General features: G+C 45.5%; 17 protein-coding genes and 1 pseudogene. 4 read left to right on the top strand and 14 right to left on the bottom strand.

Features of this window, described 5'->3' with window-relative positions:
• Positions 1-531: 531 nt before the first annotated feature.
• From map to ACHZCY_RS06510, 14 genes and pseudogenes are all read right to left on the bottom strand, one after another.
• A pseudogene (map, locus tag ACHZCY_RS06575) lies at positions 532-1,305 on the bottom strand (type I methionyl aminopeptidase); the annotation flags it as partial.
• Between the two features lie 388 nt (positions 1,306-1,693).
• Entirely contained in the window at positions 1,694-2,350 is a 657-nt protein-coding gene (locus ACHZCY_RS06570; RefSeq protein ID WP_319548256.1) for a class I SAM-dependent methyltransferase, read from the bottom strand.
• A gap of 151 nt (positions 2,351-2,501) precedes the next feature.
• Positions 2,502-2,975, bottom strand: a complete 474-nt coding sequence (locus ACHZCY_RS06565) for a MarR family winged helix-turn-helix transcriptional regulator (RefSeq protein ID WP_205221792.1) — start codon at positions 2,973-2,975, stop codon at positions 2,502-2,504.
• A gap of 303 nt (positions 2,976-3,278) precedes the next feature.
• Positions 3,279-4,307, bottom strand: a complete 1,029-nt coding sequence (gene proX, locus ACHZCY_RS06560) for a glycine betaine/L-proline ABC transporter substrate-binding protein ProX (RefSeq protein WP_319548255.1) — start codon at positions 4,305-4,307, stop codon at positions 3,279-3,281.
• A 16-nt stretch (positions 4,308-4,323) separates the two neighbouring features.
• Positions 4,324-5,163 (bottom strand): ABC transporter permease, encoded by an 840-nt coding sequence (locus ACHZCY_RS06555; protein WP_205221864.1) that lies wholly within the window; start codon positions 5,161-5,163, stop codon positions 4,324-4,326.
• A 292-nt stretch (positions 5,164-5,455) separates the two neighbouring features.
• On the bottom strand, positions 5,456-6,673 hold the full coding sequence (gene proV, locus ACHZCY_RS06550) for a glycine betaine/L-proline ABC transporter ATP-binding protein ProV (RefSeq protein ID WP_319548254.1): 1,218 nt from the start codon (positions 6,671-6,673) through the stop codon (positions 5,456-5,458).
• A gap of 470 nt (positions 6,674-7,143) precedes the next feature.
• Positions 7,144-7,455, bottom strand: a complete 312-nt coding sequence (locus ACHZCY_RS06545) for a hypothetical protein (RefSeq protein ID WP_205221788.1) — start codon at positions 7,453-7,455, stop codon at positions 7,144-7,146.
• 256 nt (positions 7,456-7,711) lie between these two features.
• The gene (locus ACHZCY_RS06540; RefSeq protein ID WP_319548253.1) at positions 7,712-8,395 is read right to left on the bottom strand and encodes a class I SAM-dependent methyltransferase; all 684 of its coding nucleotides are present in this window, start codon (positions 8,393-8,395) and stop codon (positions 7,712-7,714) included.
• Positions 8,396-9,139: 744 nt separating this feature from the next.
• Positions 9,140-9,841 (bottom strand): ABC transporter ATP-binding protein, encoded by a 702-nt coding sequence (locus tag ACHZCY_RS06535; RefSeq protein WP_319548252.1) that lies wholly within the window; start codon positions 9,839-9,841, stop codon positions 9,140-9,142.
• Positions 9,828-10,598 (bottom strand): ABC transporter ATP-binding protein, encoded by a 771-nt coding sequence (locus ACHZCY_RS06530; RefSeq protein ID WP_319548251.1) that lies wholly within the window; start codon positions 10,596-10,598, stop codon positions 9,828-9,830. The genes ACHZCY_RS06535 and ACHZCY_RS06530 overlap by 14 nt, the downstream gene beginning before the upstream one ends.
• Positions 10,598-11,476 (bottom strand): branched-chain amino acid ABC transporter permease, encoded by an 879-nt coding sequence (locus tag ACHZCY_RS06525; protein WP_205221784.1) that lies wholly within the window; start codon positions 11,474-11,476, stop codon positions 10,598-10,600. Before ACHZCY_RS06525 ends, ACHZCY_RS06530 begins: the two co-directional genes overlap by 1 nt.
• Positions 11,476-12,348, bottom strand: coding sequence for a branched-chain amino acid ABC transporter permease (locus ACHZCY_RS06520; protein WP_319548250.1), 873 nt, complete (start codon positions 12,346-12,348; stop codon positions 11,476-11,478). The genes ACHZCY_RS06525 and ACHZCY_RS06520 overlap by 1 nt, the downstream gene beginning before the upstream one ends.
• A 95-nt stretch (positions 12,349-12,443) precedes the next feature.
• Complete coding sequence (locus ACHZCY_RS06515; protein WP_319548249.1) at positions 12,444-13,529, bottom strand: ABC transporter substrate-binding protein; 1,086 nt, start codon at positions 13,527-13,529, stop codon at positions 12,444-12,446.
• 98 nt (positions 13,530-13,627) lie between these two features.
• Positions 13,628-14,746 carry a M20 family metallopeptidase gene (locus ACHZCY_RS06510; RefSeq protein WP_319548248.1) on the bottom strand — a complete coding sequence of 373 codons (1,119 nt, stop codon included), beginning with the start codon at positions 14,744-14,746 and terminating at the stop codon, positions 13,628-13,630.
• Positions 14,747-15,066: 320 nt separating this feature from the next.
• Between ACHZCY_RS06510 and ACHZCY_RS06505 the strand changes: the two genes are divergently transcribed.
• From ACHZCY_RS06505 to ACHZCY_RS06490, 4 genes are all read left to right on the top strand, one after another.
• Positions 15,067-16,899: an SLC13 family permease gene (locus ACHZCY_RS06505; RefSeq protein WP_319548247.1), complete on the top strand. Its 1,833-nt coding sequence runs from the start codon at positions 15,067-15,069 to the stop codon at positions 16,897-16,899.
• A gap of 118 nt (positions 16,900-17,017) precedes the next feature.
• Entirely contained in the window at positions 17,018-18,604 is a 1,587-nt protein-coding gene (locus ACHZCY_RS06500; protein ID WP_319548246.1) for a cation:proton antiporter family protein, read from the top strand.
• On the top strand, positions 18,601-19,287 hold the full coding sequence (locus ACHZCY_RS06495; RefSeq protein ID WP_319548245.1) for a potassium channel family protein: 687 nt from the start codon (positions 18,601-18,603) through the stop codon (positions 19,285-19,287). The genes ACHZCY_RS06500 and ACHZCY_RS06495 overlap by 4 nt, the downstream gene beginning before the upstream one ends.
• Positions 19,284-19,865 (top strand): hypothetical protein, encoded by a 582-nt coding sequence (locus ACHZCY_RS06490; RefSeq protein ID WP_319548244.1) that lies wholly within the window; start codon positions 19,284-19,286, stop codon positions 19,863-19,865. Before ACHZCY_RS06495 ends, ACHZCY_RS06490 begins: the two co-directional genes overlap by 4 nt.
• The last annotated feature ends 120 nt before the right edge of the window (positions 19,866-19,985 follow it).

Here is a 19,985-nt window from a genome sequence, read left to right as displayed (position 1 = left end):
TGGAATATTCCTTGTTGGTAGTTGGAGTTGACTGATTGCTGGCCAAACATAGAGGCCCAGGAAGAAAGACGAGGAATGCGACGAAAAGTAGTGATTTCATAAGACACCCTTGAATCAGTATTGAATCTTCATGTGTGTTGTCCCGAAATATCGGTTATTTCACGGAGACGCTGCAACACCATACGACAGGGTAAAAAAGATGGCGGTGCTAACAACTTACTGCAATATTACCAGGACAGGCTGTCTGGGGATAGCTGTATTAAGCATCTGCATACCCAGTGTTTTTCAGCACCAGATGCAAGAAATGTCAGGATATCATATTATGGAGCATTTTGCATGCAGGGGCAACTGTAGTTTTCCTGCTTCTCACATTTACTACAGGATATCTTGAATAATTAGATTTTTGACCAAGATTGGTGAACTCGTATAAAATCCACCAATCTTAAAAAGATGGCTAAGTTAAAACACAGGTATACCAGATAAGCTGTAGATTTAGAGAGATTGGAAGAAAAACCATTTCTCAAGGTAATCTTATACAACACCGCTCTCAGTTAAGACTTCAACGCCTGAATTGGTCACTAAAACGGTGTGCTCAAACTGAGCTGAAAGCTGGTTGTCAACTGTTCTGGCGGTCCATCCGTCTTTCTTGTCTATAGCGGCCTCTGCTTTGCCAACATTAATCATGGGCTCAATGGTAAAAATCATACCAGGTTTCATTCTCGCCCCACTTTTTTTAGGTGAAATATGGTTGACCTGGGGATCTTCATGAAATTGTAAGCCAACGCCATGGCCACAAAATTGATACACCACGCTGAACCCATTGGCTTTAGCATGTTTGCCGATAACAAAGCCTATGTTCCCAAATCGTTTTTTAGGCTGTACTTGTTCAATACCTAAATCAAGGCACTCTTTGGTCACCTGGATAAGTTTTTTCGCTTGTGCAGACACCTCACCTATGGTGAACATACGGCTGGTATCTCCATAATATCCGTCCACTATAGTAGTCACATCTATATTGAGAATGTCCCCATCTTTTAAAATGGTTTCTTTAGAAGGGATTCCGTGGCAAATGACATTATTGAGTGAAATACAGGATGATTTAGGAAAGCCGCGGTAACCCAATGGTGCAGGTATACCGCCATTTTCAGATATGAAATCATGGATGAGGTCATCAAGAAATTCAGTGGATACGCCTGCCTCAACATATTTCGAAATATAATCCAGAGTGGCGGCTGCCAGTTTAGAACTAATTTTTATTCCATCTATTTGTTTTTTTGATTTAATTATGATAGCCATGTTCTCGACATTCTTCTGTTGATTTTTGAAAAAATTTCATATTGATATTTTTTTTGTAATTGTTCAGCAAGCGTAACTACTCAACGGGTTGACAACTCCTTGATTTATTACACCTAAAACCTGTAACTGCTTAGAGGAACCTTATGGAGTTTTCGTTTACCTATTTGGACAGGCGCTATTTTTCGCAGGTAAGCGACCAACGGGAGACTCCGTGGGGTGCCTGTGAGTAATTACATCCAATCTTTATTTTATATAGCTGAAATTACATGAAATAGCAAAAAACTCTTTTTTGCAGTCGTGTAGCCACAGTGCTATTCAATCATTTGGTAATATATATCGAAGGGAAGCTTGACGTATATACGCTGTAGTTCAAGATCAAGGTATGCGAGAGATGCTGCTACAGGCGGGGGGAGAGTTCAGACAGGAGAAGAGTATCAGAGATGATGAGCGGTTTCGCCAACGTCTTTTCACCGAGAAGTGCGTCAACTTGTTTTATCGTGGAAGGATGATGTTTCTGCGGATAAAAATCGTGTAACCAAGCGTATAATTCCTGTACATCCTCAAAAATCCACTCCGTATCGATTTGCTGGATCGATAGCAGATCAAAGTTACTGGTATGGATGGCCTCCATGGCTTCCATCAGCTCATTTGATTCGTCCCTGAATATATTGCATATAACTGAAATATGGCTGTCTATCGATGGCTCCAATGCCAAAACGTAACCATCGTGCGCTAGCACTCTTTCCGCCTCCAGTAATGCTTTACAACTATTTTGGTGGTGAAGAGAGAGACTGAATAAGACAATATCAAATTTTTCGTTTCCACAATCAAGCGCTTCGCCGGTTCCCTGTCGAAAGTCTATTTCCGGAAACTTTTTTCGGGCGGTGGTGATTGATTCTTTACAGGGATCGATGGCGACGAGCTTTTTGCATTTTTTATGCAATCCAATGGTGATTCTGCCGTCACCGCATCCGATTTCCAGCACGTTGAGATCATCAAAATTTGTACATGAAAGGATGGTGCGGACAGCGACGTTCTCTCTATCGATAATCATATAATACCAGGATGACTTTTTTTATACTATGTCGGCGGGTGGATATACATAACCCCGGAGATGGGGTTTACCTACGCTTGAAGAAAGAGCGAAGTGTTTAAGATAGCCAACTAGCCGGCAGGTAAAAAACGATTATTAGAGAAGAAAGTAATCAGGTCGGCTGAATTGGCATGAGACCGGCTTGCTCGTCATCATAGTGCATAGCTTCTAACAAGACACTAAAGCTCTGTTCAAGTTCGGTGAGTTGCTGTTGGGATAATTTATTTAAACTGGCGCTCAATTTTCCTTCGGGATGGGAAGGAGCCTTGGCAAGTATGGATTTACCTTCTTCAGTGATGTAGAGGTGAACTATACGTTGATCGGTTTTGCTCCGTTTGCGGTAAATGAGGTTATTGTCTTCCAGTTTATCCAGCATGTTGGAACAAGTAGATCGATGGATAGATAGTATTGAGGCAAGTTCTGAAACCTTTATACCTTCTGTCGAGCTAATTTCAAACAGCATCCAAAGTCTCACACTGCTTAATCCACATGATTTTTCAATACTTTTAGAGTGAGCTTGAATGGCTTTGAAGATTTTTCTGAGTTGCTGAGTTATAGTTTTTTCTTGTTCTATACGTTTGTCCATTGACCCTATTCAGGTTAAATACATTATGCCTGTTACCCAAAACTGCAATCTAAGCTTTATACCTTTTTATTAGGGCGACGACATCTAAAAAAGAATCAAGGGTATTGAAAAACACCCCTCGGAGCCTGTCGGGAATAACCTTTTTCCTCATCGTTGTTGGTAGAAATCCAATGCTCGCCGGTAAGCGTCAACTGTGAAATCAGTTTTAGGCTGCACTTGGATAGCTGTAGATGCTTTGCTTTGAGGATAAAAATATTATTCAACAGGCTCCTTGGATTCTTATACTACTTGCCTAGAGTCTATTTATTTTGCGGCAGCTCTTGCCGCATCAAGCCAGCCATTCCATTTTTCCTGATTTTTAGCAATCCATTCATCCGCATGACGGTTAATATCTTTCTGGCTTTTTTCGCCTTCGTTCATCAGCGTATTTTGTTCGCTAATATCACTGAGCGGCAAGGTGAAAAGTTCAAAAAATTTCTTGGCCGCAGGGTTCTTGGCCAAAAACTTTTTATTGGCAACAATCTGTATATCTGAAACAACAAAACCGAGCTTGACTGGATCAGAAACTCCTCCTTCGATGCCACTCACCACCATCCGGTCTTTGGCCGCCATCTGATCTTCTTTAGGCATGATTTTAGGAACATTGATCCACATTACGTCTTTGCCTGGCTGGAGTTTGAAGATTGTCCAGTTGGGCGCCCATGTGTAGAAAAAAGCAGGTTCTCCGTTTTTATATTCAGCAAGGGTGGCAGCCATACCTGCCTCATATGCAGCTTTAACGGGATTGATATGATCTTCAAGATCATAGACATTCATATGATGGGCGATTACCTGTTCGCATGCCCAACCAGGGGGGCATGCTGTAAGATCAGCCTTTCCATCATTATTTTTATCGAATGCTTTTTTTACCTCATCACGTTTAAAATCATCAAGTGATTTTATCCCAAATTCGTCCACATGTTTTTTGGATACAAGGTATCCTTGCAGCCCGCCTGCTTTGACGACATAGCCGACTTTTTCAGCCTTATCATAGAAATTTTTTGGCAGTTGGGCGTCATGCATGGGAAACCAACCGTTTGTCCAGTAATCAATATCACCAAGAGAAACCGATTTGTAAAATATAGGGTTTGCCAAGTCCTTGGGTTTATTCACTTTGTAGCCCAGTTCTTCCAGACCCTTACGCACCAATGCTTCTTGAAAAAAGCCGGTATTCCATGTTGCTCTGGCGGGTTGGAGTTTTGTCCCTTTGCCTGGTTGTGCGCTTTCAGCATAGGCTGAACCTACCAGCGTCATTGATGCTACTATAGTAGCCAGCAATAATTTTTTGAGCATGTTTTCTTCTCCTTTTTCAGTTTGATTTTGATCCCAGAGACTGGGTTATTCGATCTAAAACTATGGCAATAAGTACAATGGAAAGGCCACCAATGGTAGCCAGACCTATATCAAGGGTGTTTAACCCTAGGACCACGGGCGCGCCAAGACCACCGGCACCAATTAAAGCTGCGATGACCACCATGGAAAGCGCCATCATTATGGTTTGGTTTAATCCGGCCATAATGGTAGGCAATGCCAGTGGAATTTGCACCTTAAAGAGTACCTGGTTGCTGGTTGCACCGAAAGCCAGTGCTGCCTCAACAAGTTCCGGGTGAACCTGTCGGATACCCAGAGCCGTTAGGCGAACAATGGGGGGAAGGGCAAAAACAATGGTGGCTAGAACACCTGCAACATTGCCTATGGAAAAAAGCATGACAATGGGGACAAGATACACAAATGCCGGTGTTGTCTGCATTCCATCCAGTATGGGACGCATGAAAGATTCAAATTTGTCATTTTTCCCCGAGTATATCCCTAGCGGAATTCCTACAATGGTACAAAAGACAACCGAGGAAAATACCATTGCCAGTGTTATCATGGTATCTTCCCAAAAGCCGAGCAGCCCAATGAAGACGAGAGCTGCCACCGTAAAAATGGACAGCCGGATTCCAGACGTTCTCCAGGCTATGAAGGCCATTACAGCTATGATAAGGAGTGGCGGAATAGCTAGAAGCCCATTTTCAAGCCATGAGAGAGTTACTTCCACAGGCCATTTAATACCTTGGAAAAACCATCGATAGCCTTCAACCAACCAATCAATGAAAGAGGAAATCCAATCATCGAGCGGAATAAGCTTTTCTTCAAAATCAAACATCATGATCTCCAGAAAATTTAATAAATAGTGGGGTTAGTCTTGAATTCTCATTTGGTCAGACAGCGTCAGAATCAATGTCGTCGGATATATGCATAGGTAAGCGTAGACTCCGAGTAAGCGTAGACTCCGAGAGTCGTCTCTTTTCATTGCCGCTAAAACTGAGAAATATAACGCCGGACTGATGGCCCATAAGTGAACATTGCGTAAAATTGTCATTTCATATCACCTTACACAACATGCATAAAATGATTGCAATTGGACAAAACAAAACGATGCTCATTGAGAATTCGGGTTACAAGTTGCTGTTATTATCTGACCGATAAAGCGTTTTCAGGAACCTGTTCTTCGATACCACGCCCTTAAAAACAGAGTTTTCGTCAATCACGGGTATAGGCCATTTGTGGGATGCCACCTGAGGCAGAATATCTTGAAGAACTTCGGTCTCTTTTACAACCAGCGCTTCTTTAATAAAGGCATCCTCTATTTTCTTTTTCGCATCATGGGGAGGTGATTCAAGGAGAGTGCGAAGGGAATCTGTGGAAACAACTCCGAAAAAGCGGTGTTCCGAGTCGAGAACATACGCGTATTCTCTATCCCGGTTATTTAACAGCTCAAGCGTTGCCCGAGGGCTGCCCTGGGGAGTATGCCATATAACGGTTGGCTGATTATGGCGTACGATATCCCCTGCTGAAATAACCCCTGTGGGATCAACTCCTCTGAAAAAGGCTCGAACATAATCATCTGCTGGATTTTGCAGGATTTCTTCCGGGGACCCGACCTGAACAACTCTTCCTCCTTCCATGATTGCAATCCGATCACCGATGCGAAGAGCCTCATCAAGATCGTGCGAGATAAAAACAATGGTTCTTTCCTGTCTGTCCTGGAGTTTGAGTAATTCATCCTGCATTTCAGTACGGATGAGTGGATCTAATGCAGAAAAAGCCTCGTCCATGAGGAGAATGTCTGGGTCAACAGCAAGCCCACGGGCTAGACCAACGCGCTGCTGCATCCCACCACTCAACTCGGAAGGGAGCGCATTTTCCCAGCCATCAAGCCCAACCTGTTTGAGGGCATCAATAGCTCTTTCGGTGCGTACAGCTTTTTCGATCCCATCGAGCTCAAGCCCAAACGCGACATTTTGGAGTACACTTAAGTGAGGCATAAGTGCAAATGACTGGAAAACCATACTTGTTTTGCTTCTTCTGAACTTTACAAGTTCTGTTTTTCCCATTTTCAGGATATCTTGGCCATCGATGATAACTTCTCCGGCAGTAGGTTCGATTAATCTGTTTAAAGTCCGAACCAGGGTTGATTTGCCTGATCCGGATAAACCCATCACAACAAAGATTTCCCCTTTTTCGACCTCGAAGCTTGCATCCTGAACGCCAACAGTCATTCCTGTTGTTTCATAGATGTCTTCTTTGCTTTGCCCTTTTTCAAGGAGTTTCAGAGCCCTCTCGGGTGAATCACCAAATATTTTATAGAGATTCTTGACAGATATTTCAGGCATAACGATACGTTACTCGTCTTTTGAAGTTTTAAAATTGGAAGAATAATTTATGAATAGAATAGAGTACTATTTTGCAGAATATAATATTGACTAATATTGTATTGTGCAAAATCATACCAGGTATAACAATATTGGTCAATATTATATTGAGCAATATTGTATTGCGTAATACGATATTCTGTTCAGGCCTATTGTAAATAGGCTACCGGAAGTGATTTTTTTGAAAGTAGAGTCGGTATGAGCTGGGGCTACGGCAGAGAAGGTGGGTGACGAAGAGTATATATTATTCCAGCAAGAAATTAAGCGACTGTTGTCCAGATCCACGTTTTTATGACTGTCAGTTATCGTAGTCAAGCAAATGACAAACGACGTTTCCCGCCAAGCAAAGAATGGGGCGTGTCTCACCGGAAGCAAAAAGCAAAATTCCAAACCAGGGAGCTGTTAACTTCCGGTGCAGCAATGGCCGAAGGCTAGTCTTCACCCTCACCTACCGGTTCCTTGGAAGTTGATAAAAAACCACGGCCCTGGGCAAAGTAAATATACACAGGCTTTTCATTGCGTAACACATCCAATACACTCTGGAACATAGTAGACGGGAGGTGCATTTTTATCTGTCCCCCACTTTCGCTATCATTTTCAAAATGCATACCTGGATCATTAAACCTGATGTAGGCTATGGTTTTGCCACCTTTACCGTACAGCGCAATTTGTGCTCGATTTGTTTGATAACCAGAAGGGCTCCCATAAACCAAAGTGTGGTATTTCTTGACTTCAGTTGCCATTATATATCTCCTCTTTTAAATTAAAAAGTGAGCTATACTCATTGCGGCATGATTGCCGGCAAAGAGGTCTTGCCCATGTTGCATTCAGCTTTGTTACCTCGTGCCCTTCCGCAGATGGTCTTTAAGATTCGATGGCGGCGTTATGCGTAAGTTTTACCTTGACTTAGCTTTTCGTCATTTCCTCACCGCCTTTTTGATACTTTCGCACTCTCCATGTATATGAAGACTTTGTGCAGGGTTCCGTAAAGGTTGCCACCTATACTTTATGTGCTCGAAAATAAAGTAACGATCCATTCTCGCAGGGAATACGCTCAAATGTGAACCCATTCTCACTAAATATTTTCATCAATTCTTCTTCTGAGTGTATCTTCCCTCTAATGGTGCTCCCAAGCGTATTTCTTTCAGGCACAGGCACAGCACAGATAAAAACAGAGTAGGTGGTTATGACCCTTTTGACTTCCTTGAGCACCTTGTTAAGGTCATCAAAGAAATTTAAAGATAATATACAGATACATACATCAAATGATGCATCTTCAAAGGGGAGGCATTCGGCATCAGTTACATAGAATTCAGCTTGATCAAAGCCAACAGATCGGAACCGATTGACAGCCTTTGTAAGCAGCCCCGGACTGATATCCGTGCCAGTGTAACTGTTGCCGGTATGGAGAAAATTAACGGCGCTACCGCTTCCTGTTGCCAATTCAAGTACCCGTTTTCCATGGACATCCTTCAGCTCCCTGCACAGAATGTCGAGGTGTTTACCCATGTTGCCGCCAAATTTTTTGGGAAATATGGACTTCCTCATAATACAATCATAGAGAAACGAAAAAGAATCACCGAGCCAGGGTTTAAATACCTGGGGCTTGCCGTCGTTGCCCAGGAGGTAATTTACTCCTTTTTTGCTGATAACTTTCGCGCCCTTCTTGAGCATCTCCGCCATCGCCTCCAGAGTTTTTTTTATATTGTAACTTCCTCGGATGAAGGATGAAAAATGATATTGATTAGCTTAACTCCATCTTTGAACAACTCTCACTCAGCTTTCAAACGGTTGGCTTGCTGGTATTATATGAAAAAGCCTGCCGAACAGCAGATGCTGGAGTGCGTTATCAAGTGCTGCATCTTTGTTTCAAATCAAAGCAAATATTGCGCCATTTTGGTGGTGGATGTAGCCAAAGGAACGTGTTCAAATCTCACAGAGAACCTACAGCGTTAAAGGGACGATGAGAAAAAGAAATTGTGGTGCATATGCACCACAATTGGTGGTGCATATCAAGCAAGTGGTTCAAAATGAACAACCAATAAGCCATGGTTGCCAATTTTTTTTTAATGGGTTGTGAGATGGGGTGGAAAGGGAAAATTAAAAATTAAAACCACCAGACCCTGAATGAAAATAATCACTTGAAATAAACTGGATAGATATTGTCCTTTAAGCTTATTTTCAGGTCAGTTTGATTGGTAACTATTTGGAAAAATATCAAAAAATTTAAACATGCTGCTGATATGACATGGTGTATGCAATGTAGTGGGGCTGATGTTAAACTTGGGGCAGACAGCAGGTCTACAAAGGAAACATGGTCTAACTGTGTTGGCAGTACCTGTCTTGATGTATCAGTGGGTAATTGTGTCGTCTGTCATACACGGCAACACTTCCAGCATTGCTGAAGCAAGTAAAGCGGCAGCCCATTTACCCACCAAGGTAGAGTCTTTGAACCTCAGGGTCTTTGAGTAAGTGCCGACCAGTTCCGGTCAGGCGATTTTTTCCCGATTCCAATACGTAGCCTCGATGGGCAATGGAAAGTCCTTTGCTGGCATTTTGTTCCACCAGTAGAAAAGAAATACCCTGTTGATTGAGGCTGGAGATAAGAGCGAAGACCTCATCCACGATCAGAGGAGAGAGGCCAAGAGACGGTTCGTCGAGCAATACCAACTGGGGAGATAGAAGCAGAATTCTTGAAAGGGCAAGCATCTGCCGCAAGCCACCGGAGAGCGATCCTGCCGGATCACCAAGTTTGTCTTTCATCCATGGAAAGGTTGCAAGGACCGTTTCCATACGCTTTTGAAAGAGGTCCTCGGAGATAAAAATCTGGCTCAGGTTCAGGTTTTCTTTGAGGGAAAGGCTGGGAAAAACATTGCGACCTTGGGGCACAAAAAGAATACCCATTTTTATTTTTTCAAAACAATTTTTTCCGGAAACGTCGTGGCCGTTAAAAAGGACCTTGCCTTTGGTAGGGCGCAGCTGACCGGCAACTACTCGCAAAACCGTTGATTTACCGGCACCGTTGGGGCCGATAAGGCACACGGTTTCGCCTTTTTCCAGGGTAACGCTCAGGTCCGTGAGGACGGTAAGCTCGCCGTATCCGGCAGTAATGGAATCAAGCGTCAACATAGCCATCGCTCCCAAGATATGCCTGTATGACCTGTCTGTCTCTTCGTGCCGCTTCAGCAGTGCCATTAAAGATGAGTTCGCCTGCATCCAGGACCAGAACCCGGTCACATAGCTGACTCACCAGCGGAATATTATGTTCCACCAAAAAAAAGCGCATCCCTTTTTGTGTTAATGTCTGTAATATTTCTACCAGAGATTGGATAAGGGTCGGGTTAATCCCGGCGGTGGGTTCATCCAGCAGGACCAGTTTAGGATCGGTCATCATAACCCTCCCTATTTCCAGCAGTTTTCTTTGCCCGTAGCTGAGACTGCCTGCAGGCTCTTTTGCAAGTCGGCTAAGATGGAGCAGGTCCAGGATTTCGTAGGCTTTTTCCTTGATGGCCTTCTCTTCGCGCTGAACCTGGCGTGGAGAAAAAAAAGTTTTTATCAGAGATTCACCGGCTTGGGGGGTGGGGATAGCTGTCAGGTTATCGAGCACGGTCATGAAGGTAAGCATCCGACTGTCCTGAAAGGTACAGGAGAGCCCTTGGTGACAGCGTTTGTCCGGGGACAGTGTATCAAGCTGTTTGCCGTTAAAGTGTACCGTTCCTTTGTCTTGCTGATAAAAACCCATCACCACGCTGAAAAGGGTGGATTTGCCGGAGCCATTGGGGCCGATCAGTCCGGTTATCGGCGTATTGTCATCCAGGTCAATGGTTACATTATGCAACACCTGGTTGCCGCCAAACTGTTTAGATATAGAATGCAATTCCAGCATCAGGTTTCCTGCAGTAAATGTGATTCAGCTACTATTCCCTGAGGTCTGCGGAGCATGAGCAGTACCAGTACCAAGCCAAAGAGCATGCTTTGGATATGGGCGACACCGGCTGTCATGGAAGCGGGTAGAGGAAGAAAACGCAGTCCTTCCCCAACGGTAATCACCAATAGGGAACCAAGTATCGGGCCGAACAGAGTCCCTCTGCCGCCGAGAACAACGCATAAAATAACGAGTACCGTCAGTTGCAGGCTGAAATCATTGGGACTGATGTAGCCGATGTAATGGGCCCAAAGCCCTCCGGCAAGGCCGCCAAAAGCGGAGCCGACAGCAATGGTCCTGATTTTAAAGGAGACCACGTTTTTGCCAAATGCACGGGCCACGTACTCATCTTCCCTGATAAGTTTGAGTGTCCTGCCAAATGGAGAAGAAAGAATTATTTTGAAACAGAGCAGGGAAAGGGTGGTGAGCAGAAAAATAACGATAAGAGCCGCCATATTGGCAGAGAGTCCCAGGATTTCTATTCTTGGAATGCCGGGAATACCCATGGGGCCGCGGGTCAGCCAACGTTCATTGAGCAGGAGCAGGCGGATCATTTCCGCAAAGGCCAACGAAGCTATCCCAAAATAATCGCCGGTGAGCCGCAGCACAGGCCATGCAAACAACAGGCCTACCACAGCGGCAACCACCATACTTAACAGCAGACCTCCCCAAATAGGGTAACCGGCAACCGTGACCAGGGCTGAGCTATAGGCACCAATGGCAAAGAAGCCGACATGGCCGAAATTGTAGAGCCCTGCGTAGCCGAGCTCCAGGTTAAGGGAAGATGAAAAGAGAATATAAATAAGACAGAGGATCAGGATGTGCAGCCCGTATTCCATCAGCGCATTCCTCCTGTTGCAGACCCAAGTATCCCCTGGGGCCGGAAGAGCAGAACCAGGATGATGAGGACAAAGGCACTTAGGTCTTTATATCCAGGAGAAATAAATGCGGTGCCCATATTTTCTATGATACCGATGCAAAGCCCGCCTAAAAGTGCTCCCCACACATTACCAACCCCGCCAAGCAGGACTGCTGCAAAGGCTTTAATCATGAACGCAAGTCCCATCATTGGATCCAGGTTGGTGTCCAGGGCTAAAAGGAAACCCCCGGAAGCGGCAAAGACTGCAGAAATAGTCCAGACAAAGATACTTACCTTTTTGGTGGAAATACCATAAATGCCAGCAAGTTCAATACTGTCAGAGACGGCACGCATGGATTTACCGATCAGGGTTTTGGTAAGGAGCAGATAGAGGAGTAAGAAAAACAGGAGCGACAGCAACACCATGGCTATCTGCACATAGGTTATAAATATGCCGCCAAGCTCAATGCTTTCGTAAAAGACGGTTGTGTAGGAGCGTAGGTCTGAACCGAAATAGAGCTGCAGCGCACCCCGCAATAAAAACGATAAACCTATGGAGGCAATGAGCAGAGTAACCGGCTGAGAGTTTTTGAGCGGGCCGAAGACCAACTTATTCTGAAGTTGAGCAAGCACAATAACCAGCAACAGAGCAGGGACAACAGCTCCCCATAGGGGCAGATGAAAGGGAGTGGAGGCAAACAGCAGTACTCCATACGCGCCCCATGCAATTAACTCACCATGGGCAAAATTGATGAATCTGAAGATGGAATAGATCATCGTCAGGCCTACCGCAAAAAGGGCATAAACGCCTCCTGCGACAATGCCGTTTATAAGTAACTGTAAGTAATACACAGTATGTTGTTTTTACCTCTTGAGGAAGGACTGTGGGGTGCCGCGAGGGGGACAGGCGAATATGGAGTTAATATTCGCCTGTCTTGCGTGATGGATCAATATTCTACTATTTTGCCGTCCTTTACGGTCCAGCGACCATAGGTTGCTCCCACATCCCCATTTTCATCAAAGGTTTTATCACCGGTTATGCCAACAAAACCTTTAGAGGACTCCATGAGTGCAGCGCGAACAGCGTCTGCATTGATAGCCTCGGCATTGTTGAGTGCTTTGGCCAGCAGGTGGACCATGTCGTAATTGTATTCGCCGAAGATAGGGAGTTTTTTCTCGGGATATTTGGCGGCAAAGGCGGTTTTGTAATGTTCGTAGCGGTCGCCTTCCTTGGAAAAAGTAGGGTAGGTACCGATGATGCCTTCCGCTGTTTTTCCTGCGAGCTCTACCAGCTTGGGTGATTTTGCTGCGGATCCCATCAACCACTTAGGGGTAAACTTCATCTCGTACGCCTGCTTGAGCAGGGTGCCACCTTCCTTGATATAGGTAAGGTTGACAACTGCGACCGGTTTTTTACGCTTAAGCCGCATAAGTTCGGAACGGTAATCAGCCTTGCCTTCGTCGTGGGCAAATTCTTCTATAATTTTGCCATTGAATTTCTGTTTGAAAACCTCGGCTAGCCCTACGCCCCAGTCGTTGTTGATATAGGTGAGTGCTACTTCCTTATAGCCAAGCTCTTCTGCAAGCTCCGCTACCCCGATTCCCTGGAGCATATCAGAGGGAAAAACTCTAAACACATACGAGCCGCATTGGCTGATGTCGGAAGCGGCGGATTCGGAGCCGATAAAGATGGTTTTTTCGCGTTGGGCAATGGGGCATGCTGCCAGGAAGTTTGAGCTGGCAGCCGGTCCGATGATAACGGGAAGCTTTTCAATGGAAATTAATTTCTGCAGAGCAGACACCGTGCCTTGAGCTGTTGAGAGGTTGTCTTCATAAACAACTTCCAGGTTTTTCCCTTTAATTCCACCTGCTGCATTCACTTCCTCCACAGCCAGATTGATGGCTCGTTGAAAACCTTCTCCATACACTGAAATTTTTCCGGAAAGTGGTTGGACAGCGCCAATCTTTACCGTTTCCGCATACGCAGCTGTTGCCAGGAAAAAACAAAACAGGGCGCAAGTAATTCTTTTCATACATTCCTCCATGTTGAAACTTTTCAAAGTACCCTATGGTGTGCACTACTCCTAAAGGGTACAGGCACATCTTTTGAGCCAAAATTAAAGGACCTATTTTAACAACACAATCGAGATAAAATCTCAAGATATATATCAAGCCCTTCCCGTAAATCTGCAATAGCTACATGCTCATTCACCTGGTGAGCCATGCCCGATTCTCCGGGGCCTAAAATAATAACCGGCACCCCGCCAAGACCGGGGCCAAGCAAACCTCCATCTGTATAGAAGGGGGCAATTTGGGATTCATGTCGACAGCCGCGGATAAGGTCGCAGCAGTCAATCACCGATTTGACAATATCGAGTTCAGGATCTGTCCATAACGGAGGAAGATTAAAGATAGTCTCAATCTCCGCATCAAGATGGGCGAGCAATGTCTTAATTTTTGAGAGGATAGCATCGTTAGGCAACGCGATAGTGGAACGACTATCTATGCCGAGTTCTGCACGATCCGGGACTGAGTTATAATTGTCGCCGCTTGCAAGCTTGCTGGTAACAAGTGTCGGCTCTCCCATTGCCGGGTGAGAGTATCCACTCACAATACCATTGTTCAGTGTAACCACTGCCTGGGCTGCTTTAAGCAGAGCATTGTCCCCAAGATGGGGAAATGCTGCGTGGGCAGTGGTGCCATGAAAGGTCGCTTTTACCCAGAGAACACCTTTGTGACCAAGACACGGCACGTTGCCTGTGGGTTCCGCTACTAAGACACAGCGAGCCTGGGGCAGAACCTGTTCCTGAATGAGCCTGGAAACACCACCGCACCCAATTTCCTCATTGGCAGAGAGGATAAGTGTGATGGGGATATCGGTAACCTTTGCGGCAAAGTGGATGGCAGCTGCAACAAGAACAGCAACGCCGCCTTTCATATCTGCAGAGCCTCTGCCATAGAGTTTGTTATCGTGAACTTCTCCTGACAGGGGAGGTCTTTTCCAGGGTTGTGCACCAAAGGGGACGGTATCAAGATGACCTGATAAAATTACAGCAGGCTGGTCTAATCTTCCTCGGTGGGCTACCAATGAACTTCGGTTAGGACCGTATTGGTACTCCTTGATGGAAAAGCCTGCCTCCTTAAGCAAGGGGGCGAGGACTCGCACTGCATCGGTTTCGTTACCAGGTGGATTAACCGTGTTAATGCGCACCAGGTTTTGAGCTAATGAAAAGGCAAGGGTATGTGGCATAATACTATTATGGTTAGATGAACCGGTTATTTTGGGTAGACTTTTTTTGAACTCGTCATCTTTTAGTCAGTGATGGCGACTTTTGCAACCAAGGACAGGTAACAGGTTCTGCTGTCTCTCGTTGATTGGCAAGAGAGTGGGCAAGCAGTTCATGAAGCTTTGAGGAAGAGAAATGTATCCCGGTAACGGGTCTCTTAAATAAACGCTATGGAAAATTACTGAAAAATTAGTAGAGTGGAGATTCTATTACATTTTTTATCTATTCAAAGAGGTTTCAGGAACAAGGCAAGGGAAAAGAAGATTATAACAAAAGGGCAACCATGATTGGACAGGAAATGTTTCTTTCTTTGACACTTTTGACAGGTACAGTGTTTCTGTTGGTAACACAGCTCTTTCGGGCGGACCTGGTGGGGCTGCTTGTTGTGGTCGGGTTGATGATAAGCGGCGTATTGACCATTCCTGAGGCCCTTTCTGGATTTTCTAATCCTGTTGTTCTTATTGTTGCCTCCATGTTCATCGTTAGCGAGGCGGTTGTGCACACCGGTATTGCCCAGCGTCTTGGTGAGTGGGTAATTCAATACGGCGGCAAGAGCGAACTGCGGCTGATGATTTTGCTCATGGCCTTTGCCGGTTTGGTTGGATCTTTCATGAGTTCCACTGCCACGGTGGCTATTTTTATTCCTGTGACCATTGCAGTGGCTGAGAAAGCCGGCCTCAATCGAAAACGTTTGCTGATGCCGCTAGCTGCCGCTTCCTTAATCAGCGGCATGATGACCCTTGTCGCCACGTCCCCGAACATTGTCGTCAATAATGTGCTCAAGGAACACGGCCTTGAAGTTTTGCCCTTTTTTAGTTTTACCCCTTTTGGCGTATTGGTGCTGATTCTTGCCATATGCTTCATGGGAATATTCGGGCGAAGCATGCTTTCCAAAAAGGCGACCATGCCTGTTGGAAAACAGGGGCGTTCCATTAATGATCTTGATCAACACTATCACTTGGGGCAGCAAGTCTACTTGCTGGAGGTGCAAGCCGGTTCGCCCCTTATCGATAGGGCCGTAGCCAGGATTCAGCTACGGGAAAAGTATTGTGTCAACCTGGTTGCCATTGAAAAGACTGTAAATGGTAGGCCGGAATTTGTTGCAGCAAGGCCCGAGACTGTCTTTTATCACAATGATATTTTGGTGGTCCTGGGAGAGGAAGAACATCTTGATAAGTTGCTCAAAGAGTTAGGTGTAAAAAGGATGCTTCGCCCTTTCGACCCTTTCAGGCGCAAAGAGTTTTTCCAGGTGATAGGTGCTGCCGAGGTGATGCTGACTCCAGATTCCAGTTTAATCGCGAAAACACTCAGAGAAATAGGATTCCAATCCAGATTCAAGTGCCAGGTCCTTGGCATACGGAGAAAGATGGAGGCTATCACAACCGATATTGCTAACCTGCCCCTGCAATATGGTGATGTGTTGCTGGTGTGCGGTGCTTGGACTGATATCCTCCGTTTGCGAGAAAAGCGCGACGACTACCTGCTATTGACCCTTCCGGTTGATTACCATGAGGTTATTCCAGCAAGGAAAAAGGCGCCGCTGGTGCTCGCCATCCTGGGGGTGATGATCTCTCTGCTGGTGCTGAATGTAGTGCCGACCGTGACCGCAGTCATGCTGACCGGGGTGGCTCTTGTTTTGACTCGGTGTATCCGTCTTGAATCCTTATATAAGATAATTGATTGGCAGACAGTTGTTCTTATTGCCGGAATACTGCCTCTTGCTCTTGCGCTGCAAAAAACGGGGGTGTCTGGTGCGGCTACCGACCTGTTGCTCCTTATTTTCGGCAATGTCGGCCCCTTGCTATTACTTTCGCTTCTTTTTGTTGTTACCGCCTGCACAGGGTTGTTTCTATCTAATACTCCGACTGCAGTATTGATAGCGCCTATTGCGGTAGAAATGGGCCTGCAGCTTGGCGTTTCACCTCAGGCCTGCGCTATGACTGTGGCCATAGCCTGTTCCTCTGCCTTTGTGTCGCCGCTTGGGTCACCGGTTAATATGGTTGTTTGCGAACCAGGAGGGTACAGTATCAAAGATTTTGTACGGGTTGGAACACCACTTTTTGTACTGACAGCTATTGTTGCCGTTCTGCTTGCCTGGTTTATCTATATTTTTTAATCTGAAGAAACATCAGGGTCATGAAAGTGTAACCATCAGAATGGATAGTTAAAAGAGAGCTGCCGCCCTTTGTGTAACTTGCGGCCAGGCAGTATCAGGATACCATGTAAGAGGGAATATGGATACCGCATTTATTGTTACTGCCTTTGTTCTTGGTTTTTTTGTCAAACAAATTGGTTTGCCGCCGCTTGTTGGTTTTTTAGCCGGTGGGTTTGTTCTTAATGCCTTGGGATATACCGCCAGTGAGTTGCTCTATCAGCTTTCGGATATCGGTATTATTCTTCTTCTGTTCAGTATCGGCTTAAAGGTGCAGATCAAAAAATTGCTCCAGCCGCAAGTGTGGGGAACTGCTTCCCTGCATATGGGCATTACGGTGGTGGTGTTTGGGGCAGTTGTTTACGCTTTGAGCCTTGCCGGGTATTCCTATTTTAGTCAGCTCACCCTGAGTACCTCGCTCCTTTTTGCCTTTGCGCTCAGTTTTTCAAGCACTGTTTTTGCGGTGAAAATGCTCGAAGAAAAAGCGGAAATGGCATCCAATCACGGGCGGTTGGCAATCGGTATTTTGATCATGCAGGATTTTTTTGCCGTCATTTTCATTACCTTCTCCAGCGGCAAAGTCCCTTCACCACTCGCTCTGGGGCTGGTTGCGCTTTTCTTTCTTAAAAAGCCTTTGGGCATCATCCTTGATAAAAGCGGCCATGGAGAACTCCTGGTCCTGCTTGCCTGTATTTTACCCATTGCCGGAGCATCTGTTTTTGAATATGTGGGTTTGAAACCGGATCTGGGTGCGCTCATTTTGGGGATGATATTTGCCGGTCATCCAAAAACCGATGAACTTGCCAAGGCTATGTTTGGCTTTAAAGATCTATTTTTGGTTGGTTTTTTTCTTACGATCGGGATGGCGGATCTGCCCAACATACAGATGCTGAAGGTCGCCGGTTTGCTTGTCCTGTTTGTTCCTCTGAAGGTTATTTTGTTTTACCTGTTACTGACCAGGTATCGCCTTCGGGCAAGAACATCTCTGATTACATCGTTAAATCTAGCCAATTACAGCGAGTTCGGGTTGATCGTTGGTGCGTTAGGGGTAAGCCAGGGGTGGTTGGGGAGTGAGTGGCTGGTGATTATAGCAGTGGCTGTTTCCATCTCCATGATTGTCGCATCCCCGGTTGGCACCATGGCTCCAGCAATGTACGAGCGTTGGAATGGTTTTTTAAAGAAATTTGAAACCGCGAAAAGAATGGCTGGAGAAGAGGTCATCGATATTGGTTGCGCGACCATCGCCGTTTTAGGTATGGGGAGGGTAGGGTTAGGGGCCTACCAACATCTGGAAGAGCAATATGGGAAGCGGGTTGTCGGCCTGGATTTTGATGAACAACGGGCCGCCAAGCACCGCACAGCTGGACGTCGGGTAGTCTTTGGTGATGCCGGAGATTATGATTTTTGGCAGCGGGGGATTTCAAGGCCTGAGCAGATGCAGCTTGTGTTGCTGACCATGTCCCATGTGGCCAACCTGAAAGCTGCTAAAAGACTACAAAGTGTACCCCATGAGATTGTAGTAGCCGCAGCCGCACACTATGAAGATGAGGTCGAACAGCTCAAAGATGCAGGCGTGGATCATGTGTTTAACATTTTTGGCGAAGCAGGGGCAGGTCTTGCTGATCATGTGTGTGAGTTGCAGGGAATGCCCGCAGGAGAAAAACGATGATAAGGATTAAAATGAACTCAACAGAACAGACTGGGAGTTTTCTGACACTGCTCCTTTGTTTGGTCGGACTTATGCTGGTGGCGCCGTTTGCTGAATTCCGCCATGACACACTCATTGTTGATGTTGGTAATTCAGTGGTTTTTTTTGCCGGTATTTGGAGCCTTTTTCATAACCGTAAGATACTCTGGGTTGGGCTGTTATTTTTTTTCCCCACCCTTACAGCCCGTTGGTGCTATATATATTGGCCGCAAGAGTTTCTTCTTTATGTGATTTCGGTTGGAACGGCACTGTTCATGCTTTTTAATTCCTACGCCATTTTTACATATATCCTGCACCAGCGAAAACCACGGCCAGACACAATCTATGGTGGTGTCTGTATTTATTTCTTTCTTGGTTTTCTGTGGAGTGAACTCTACGCACTCACAGAGTTGTTTGCTCCTGGTTCTTTTTCAGTCAGTGCTGCAGGTCTCTCTCTTGCAAACATGAAGGCTGAACTTAGCTATTTTAGTTTTGTGACTCTTGCCACCTTGGGCTACGGCGAGATAACACCGGTTGGCGATATGGCCAGAACCCTGGCTGTTATGGAAGCGGTCGTGGGGCAAATGTTTGTCGCAGTGTTTATTGCCCGCCTTGTCGGTTTCCATTTGGCTGGGCCACTACAATCAAAAGGAGAAAACACATGAAGTCTAAGCTATTGTTGAGTTGTTTACTGGTTTTGGTTTTTACCTCTTCTACCCTTTTCGCATCAGGGCAGGAAAATACAGATTCTACAAAACCGGGAATCGTAGATGCTGTCGTTACAGTAGTTGAAGCGACTGTGGAAAAAATTGATCACCAGAGCCGAATGGTTACGCTAAAAGGGCCAGAGGGAAATTACATTGAATTAGAGGTGGATGAGGCTGTTAAAAATCTACCGCAGGTGGAAAAAGGCGATATTGTAACAGTTGAATATATAGAAGCTGTATCAATTCAAGTTTTTCCCAAAGGCTCTGCTGTCCCAGGTCTCACGGCTATAGGGACGGAAGCTTCTGCAGAACCTGGGCAGAAACCTGCTGGTGTTGTCATCGAAGAAATTACACTGGTCACTGTCGTTGATGCAATTGATTTACAACAACAACTGGTAACCCTTAAAGGTGCAGAGGGGAGGACTAAAACCTTTAAAGCTCGCAGCCCAGAACGGTTGGCTAAAGTCGAGGTCGGGGATACTGTACAGATAACACTCACTGAAGCAATTGGCATCAGCGTGACTGAAAAAGAATAACTTCTCCCAGACGAAAACAAAATAGGCAGGTATGAGGTCGTTGATTTAAGGGTGTCTTGAAAAATCTTATTATTCAAGACACCCTAGAGTGTATGTATAATCTGTCTCATAGAGTCAGTT

The sequence above is a fragment of the Desulfogranum marinum genome, from assembly GCF_963675105.2.
In the GTDB taxonomy this organism is placed as follows: domain Bacteria; phylum Desulfobacterota; class Desulfobulbia; order Desulfobulbales; family Desulfobulbaceae; genus Desulfogranum; species Desulfogranum marinum.
The sequence above is the reverse complement of the archived record's forward strand: the minus strand, read 5'-3'. Positions and strand labels throughout refer to the sequence as shown.

What these genes read in the sequence shown, in the direction of transcription:
- ACHZCY_RS06540 (WP_319548253.1), bottom strand. Translation starts at nt 8,395, where the DNA reads ATGGCGGAGATGCTCAAGAAGGGCGCGAAAGTTATCAGCAAAAAAGGA.
- ACHZCY_RS06555 (WP_205221864.1), bottom strand. Translation starts at nt 5,163, where the DNA reads ATGTTTGATTTTGAAGAAAAGCTTATTCCGCTCGATGATTGGATTTCC.
- ACHZCY_RS06515 (WP_319548249.1), bottom strand. Translation starts at nt 13,529, where the DNA reads ATGAAAAGAATTACTTGCGCCCTGTTTTGTTTTTTCCTGGCAACAGCT.
- ACHZCY_RS06500 (WP_319548246.1), top strand. Translation starts at nt 17,018, where the DNA reads ATGGATACCGCATTTATTGTTACTGCCTTTGTTCTTGGTTTTTTTGTC.
- ACHZCY_RS06510 (WP_319548248.1), bottom strand. Translation starts at nt 14,746, where the DNA reads ATGCCACATACCCTTGCCTTTTCATTAGCTCAAAACCTGGTGCGCATT.
- proV (WP_319548254.1), bottom strand. Translation starts at nt 6,673, where the DNA reads ATGCCTGAAATATCTGTCAAGAATCTCTATAAAATATTTGGTGATTCA.
- ACHZCY_RS06545 (WP_205221788.1), bottom strand. Translation starts at nt 7,455, where the DNA reads ATGGCAACTGAAGTCAAGAAATACCACACTTTGGTTTATGGGAGCCCT.
- ACHZCY_RS06570 (WP_319548256.1), bottom strand. Translation starts at nt 2,350, where the DNA reads ATGATTATCGATAGAGAGAACGTCGCTGTCCGCACCATCCTTTCATGT.
- ACHZCY_RS06565 (WP_205221792.1), bottom strand. Translation starts at nt 2,975, where the DNA reads ATGGACAAACGTATAGAACAAGAAAAAACTATAACTCAGCAACTCAGA.
- ACHZCY_RS06505 (WP_319548247.1), top strand. Translation starts at nt 15,067, where the DNA reads ATGATTGGACAGGAAATGTTTCTTTCTTTGACACTTTTGACAGGTACA.
- ACHZCY_RS06525 (WP_205221784.1), bottom strand. Translation starts at nt 11,476, where the DNA reads ATGGAATACGGGCTGCACATCCTGATCCTCTGTCTTATTTATATTCTC.
- ACHZCY_RS06530 (WP_319548251.1), bottom strand. Translation starts at nt 10,598, where the DNA reads ATGCTGGAATTGCATTCTATATCTAAACAGTTTGGCGGCAACCAGGTG.
- ACHZCY_RS06535 (WP_319548252.1), bottom strand. Translation starts at nt 9,841, where the DNA reads ATGTTGACGCTTGATTCCATTACTGCCGGATACGGCGAGCTTACCGTC.
- ACHZCY_RS06495 (WP_319548245.1), top strand. Translation starts at nt 18,601, where the DNA reads ATGATAAGGATTAAAATGAACTCAACAGAACAGACTGGGAGTTTTCTG.
- proX (WP_319548255.1), bottom strand. Translation starts at nt 4,307, where the DNA reads ATGCTCAAAAAATTATTGCTGGCTACTATAGTAGCATCAATGACGCTG.
- ACHZCY_RS06490 (WP_319548244.1), top strand. Translation starts at nt 19,284, where the DNA reads ATGAAGTCTAAGCTATTGTTGAGTTGTTTACTGGTTTTGGTTTTTACC.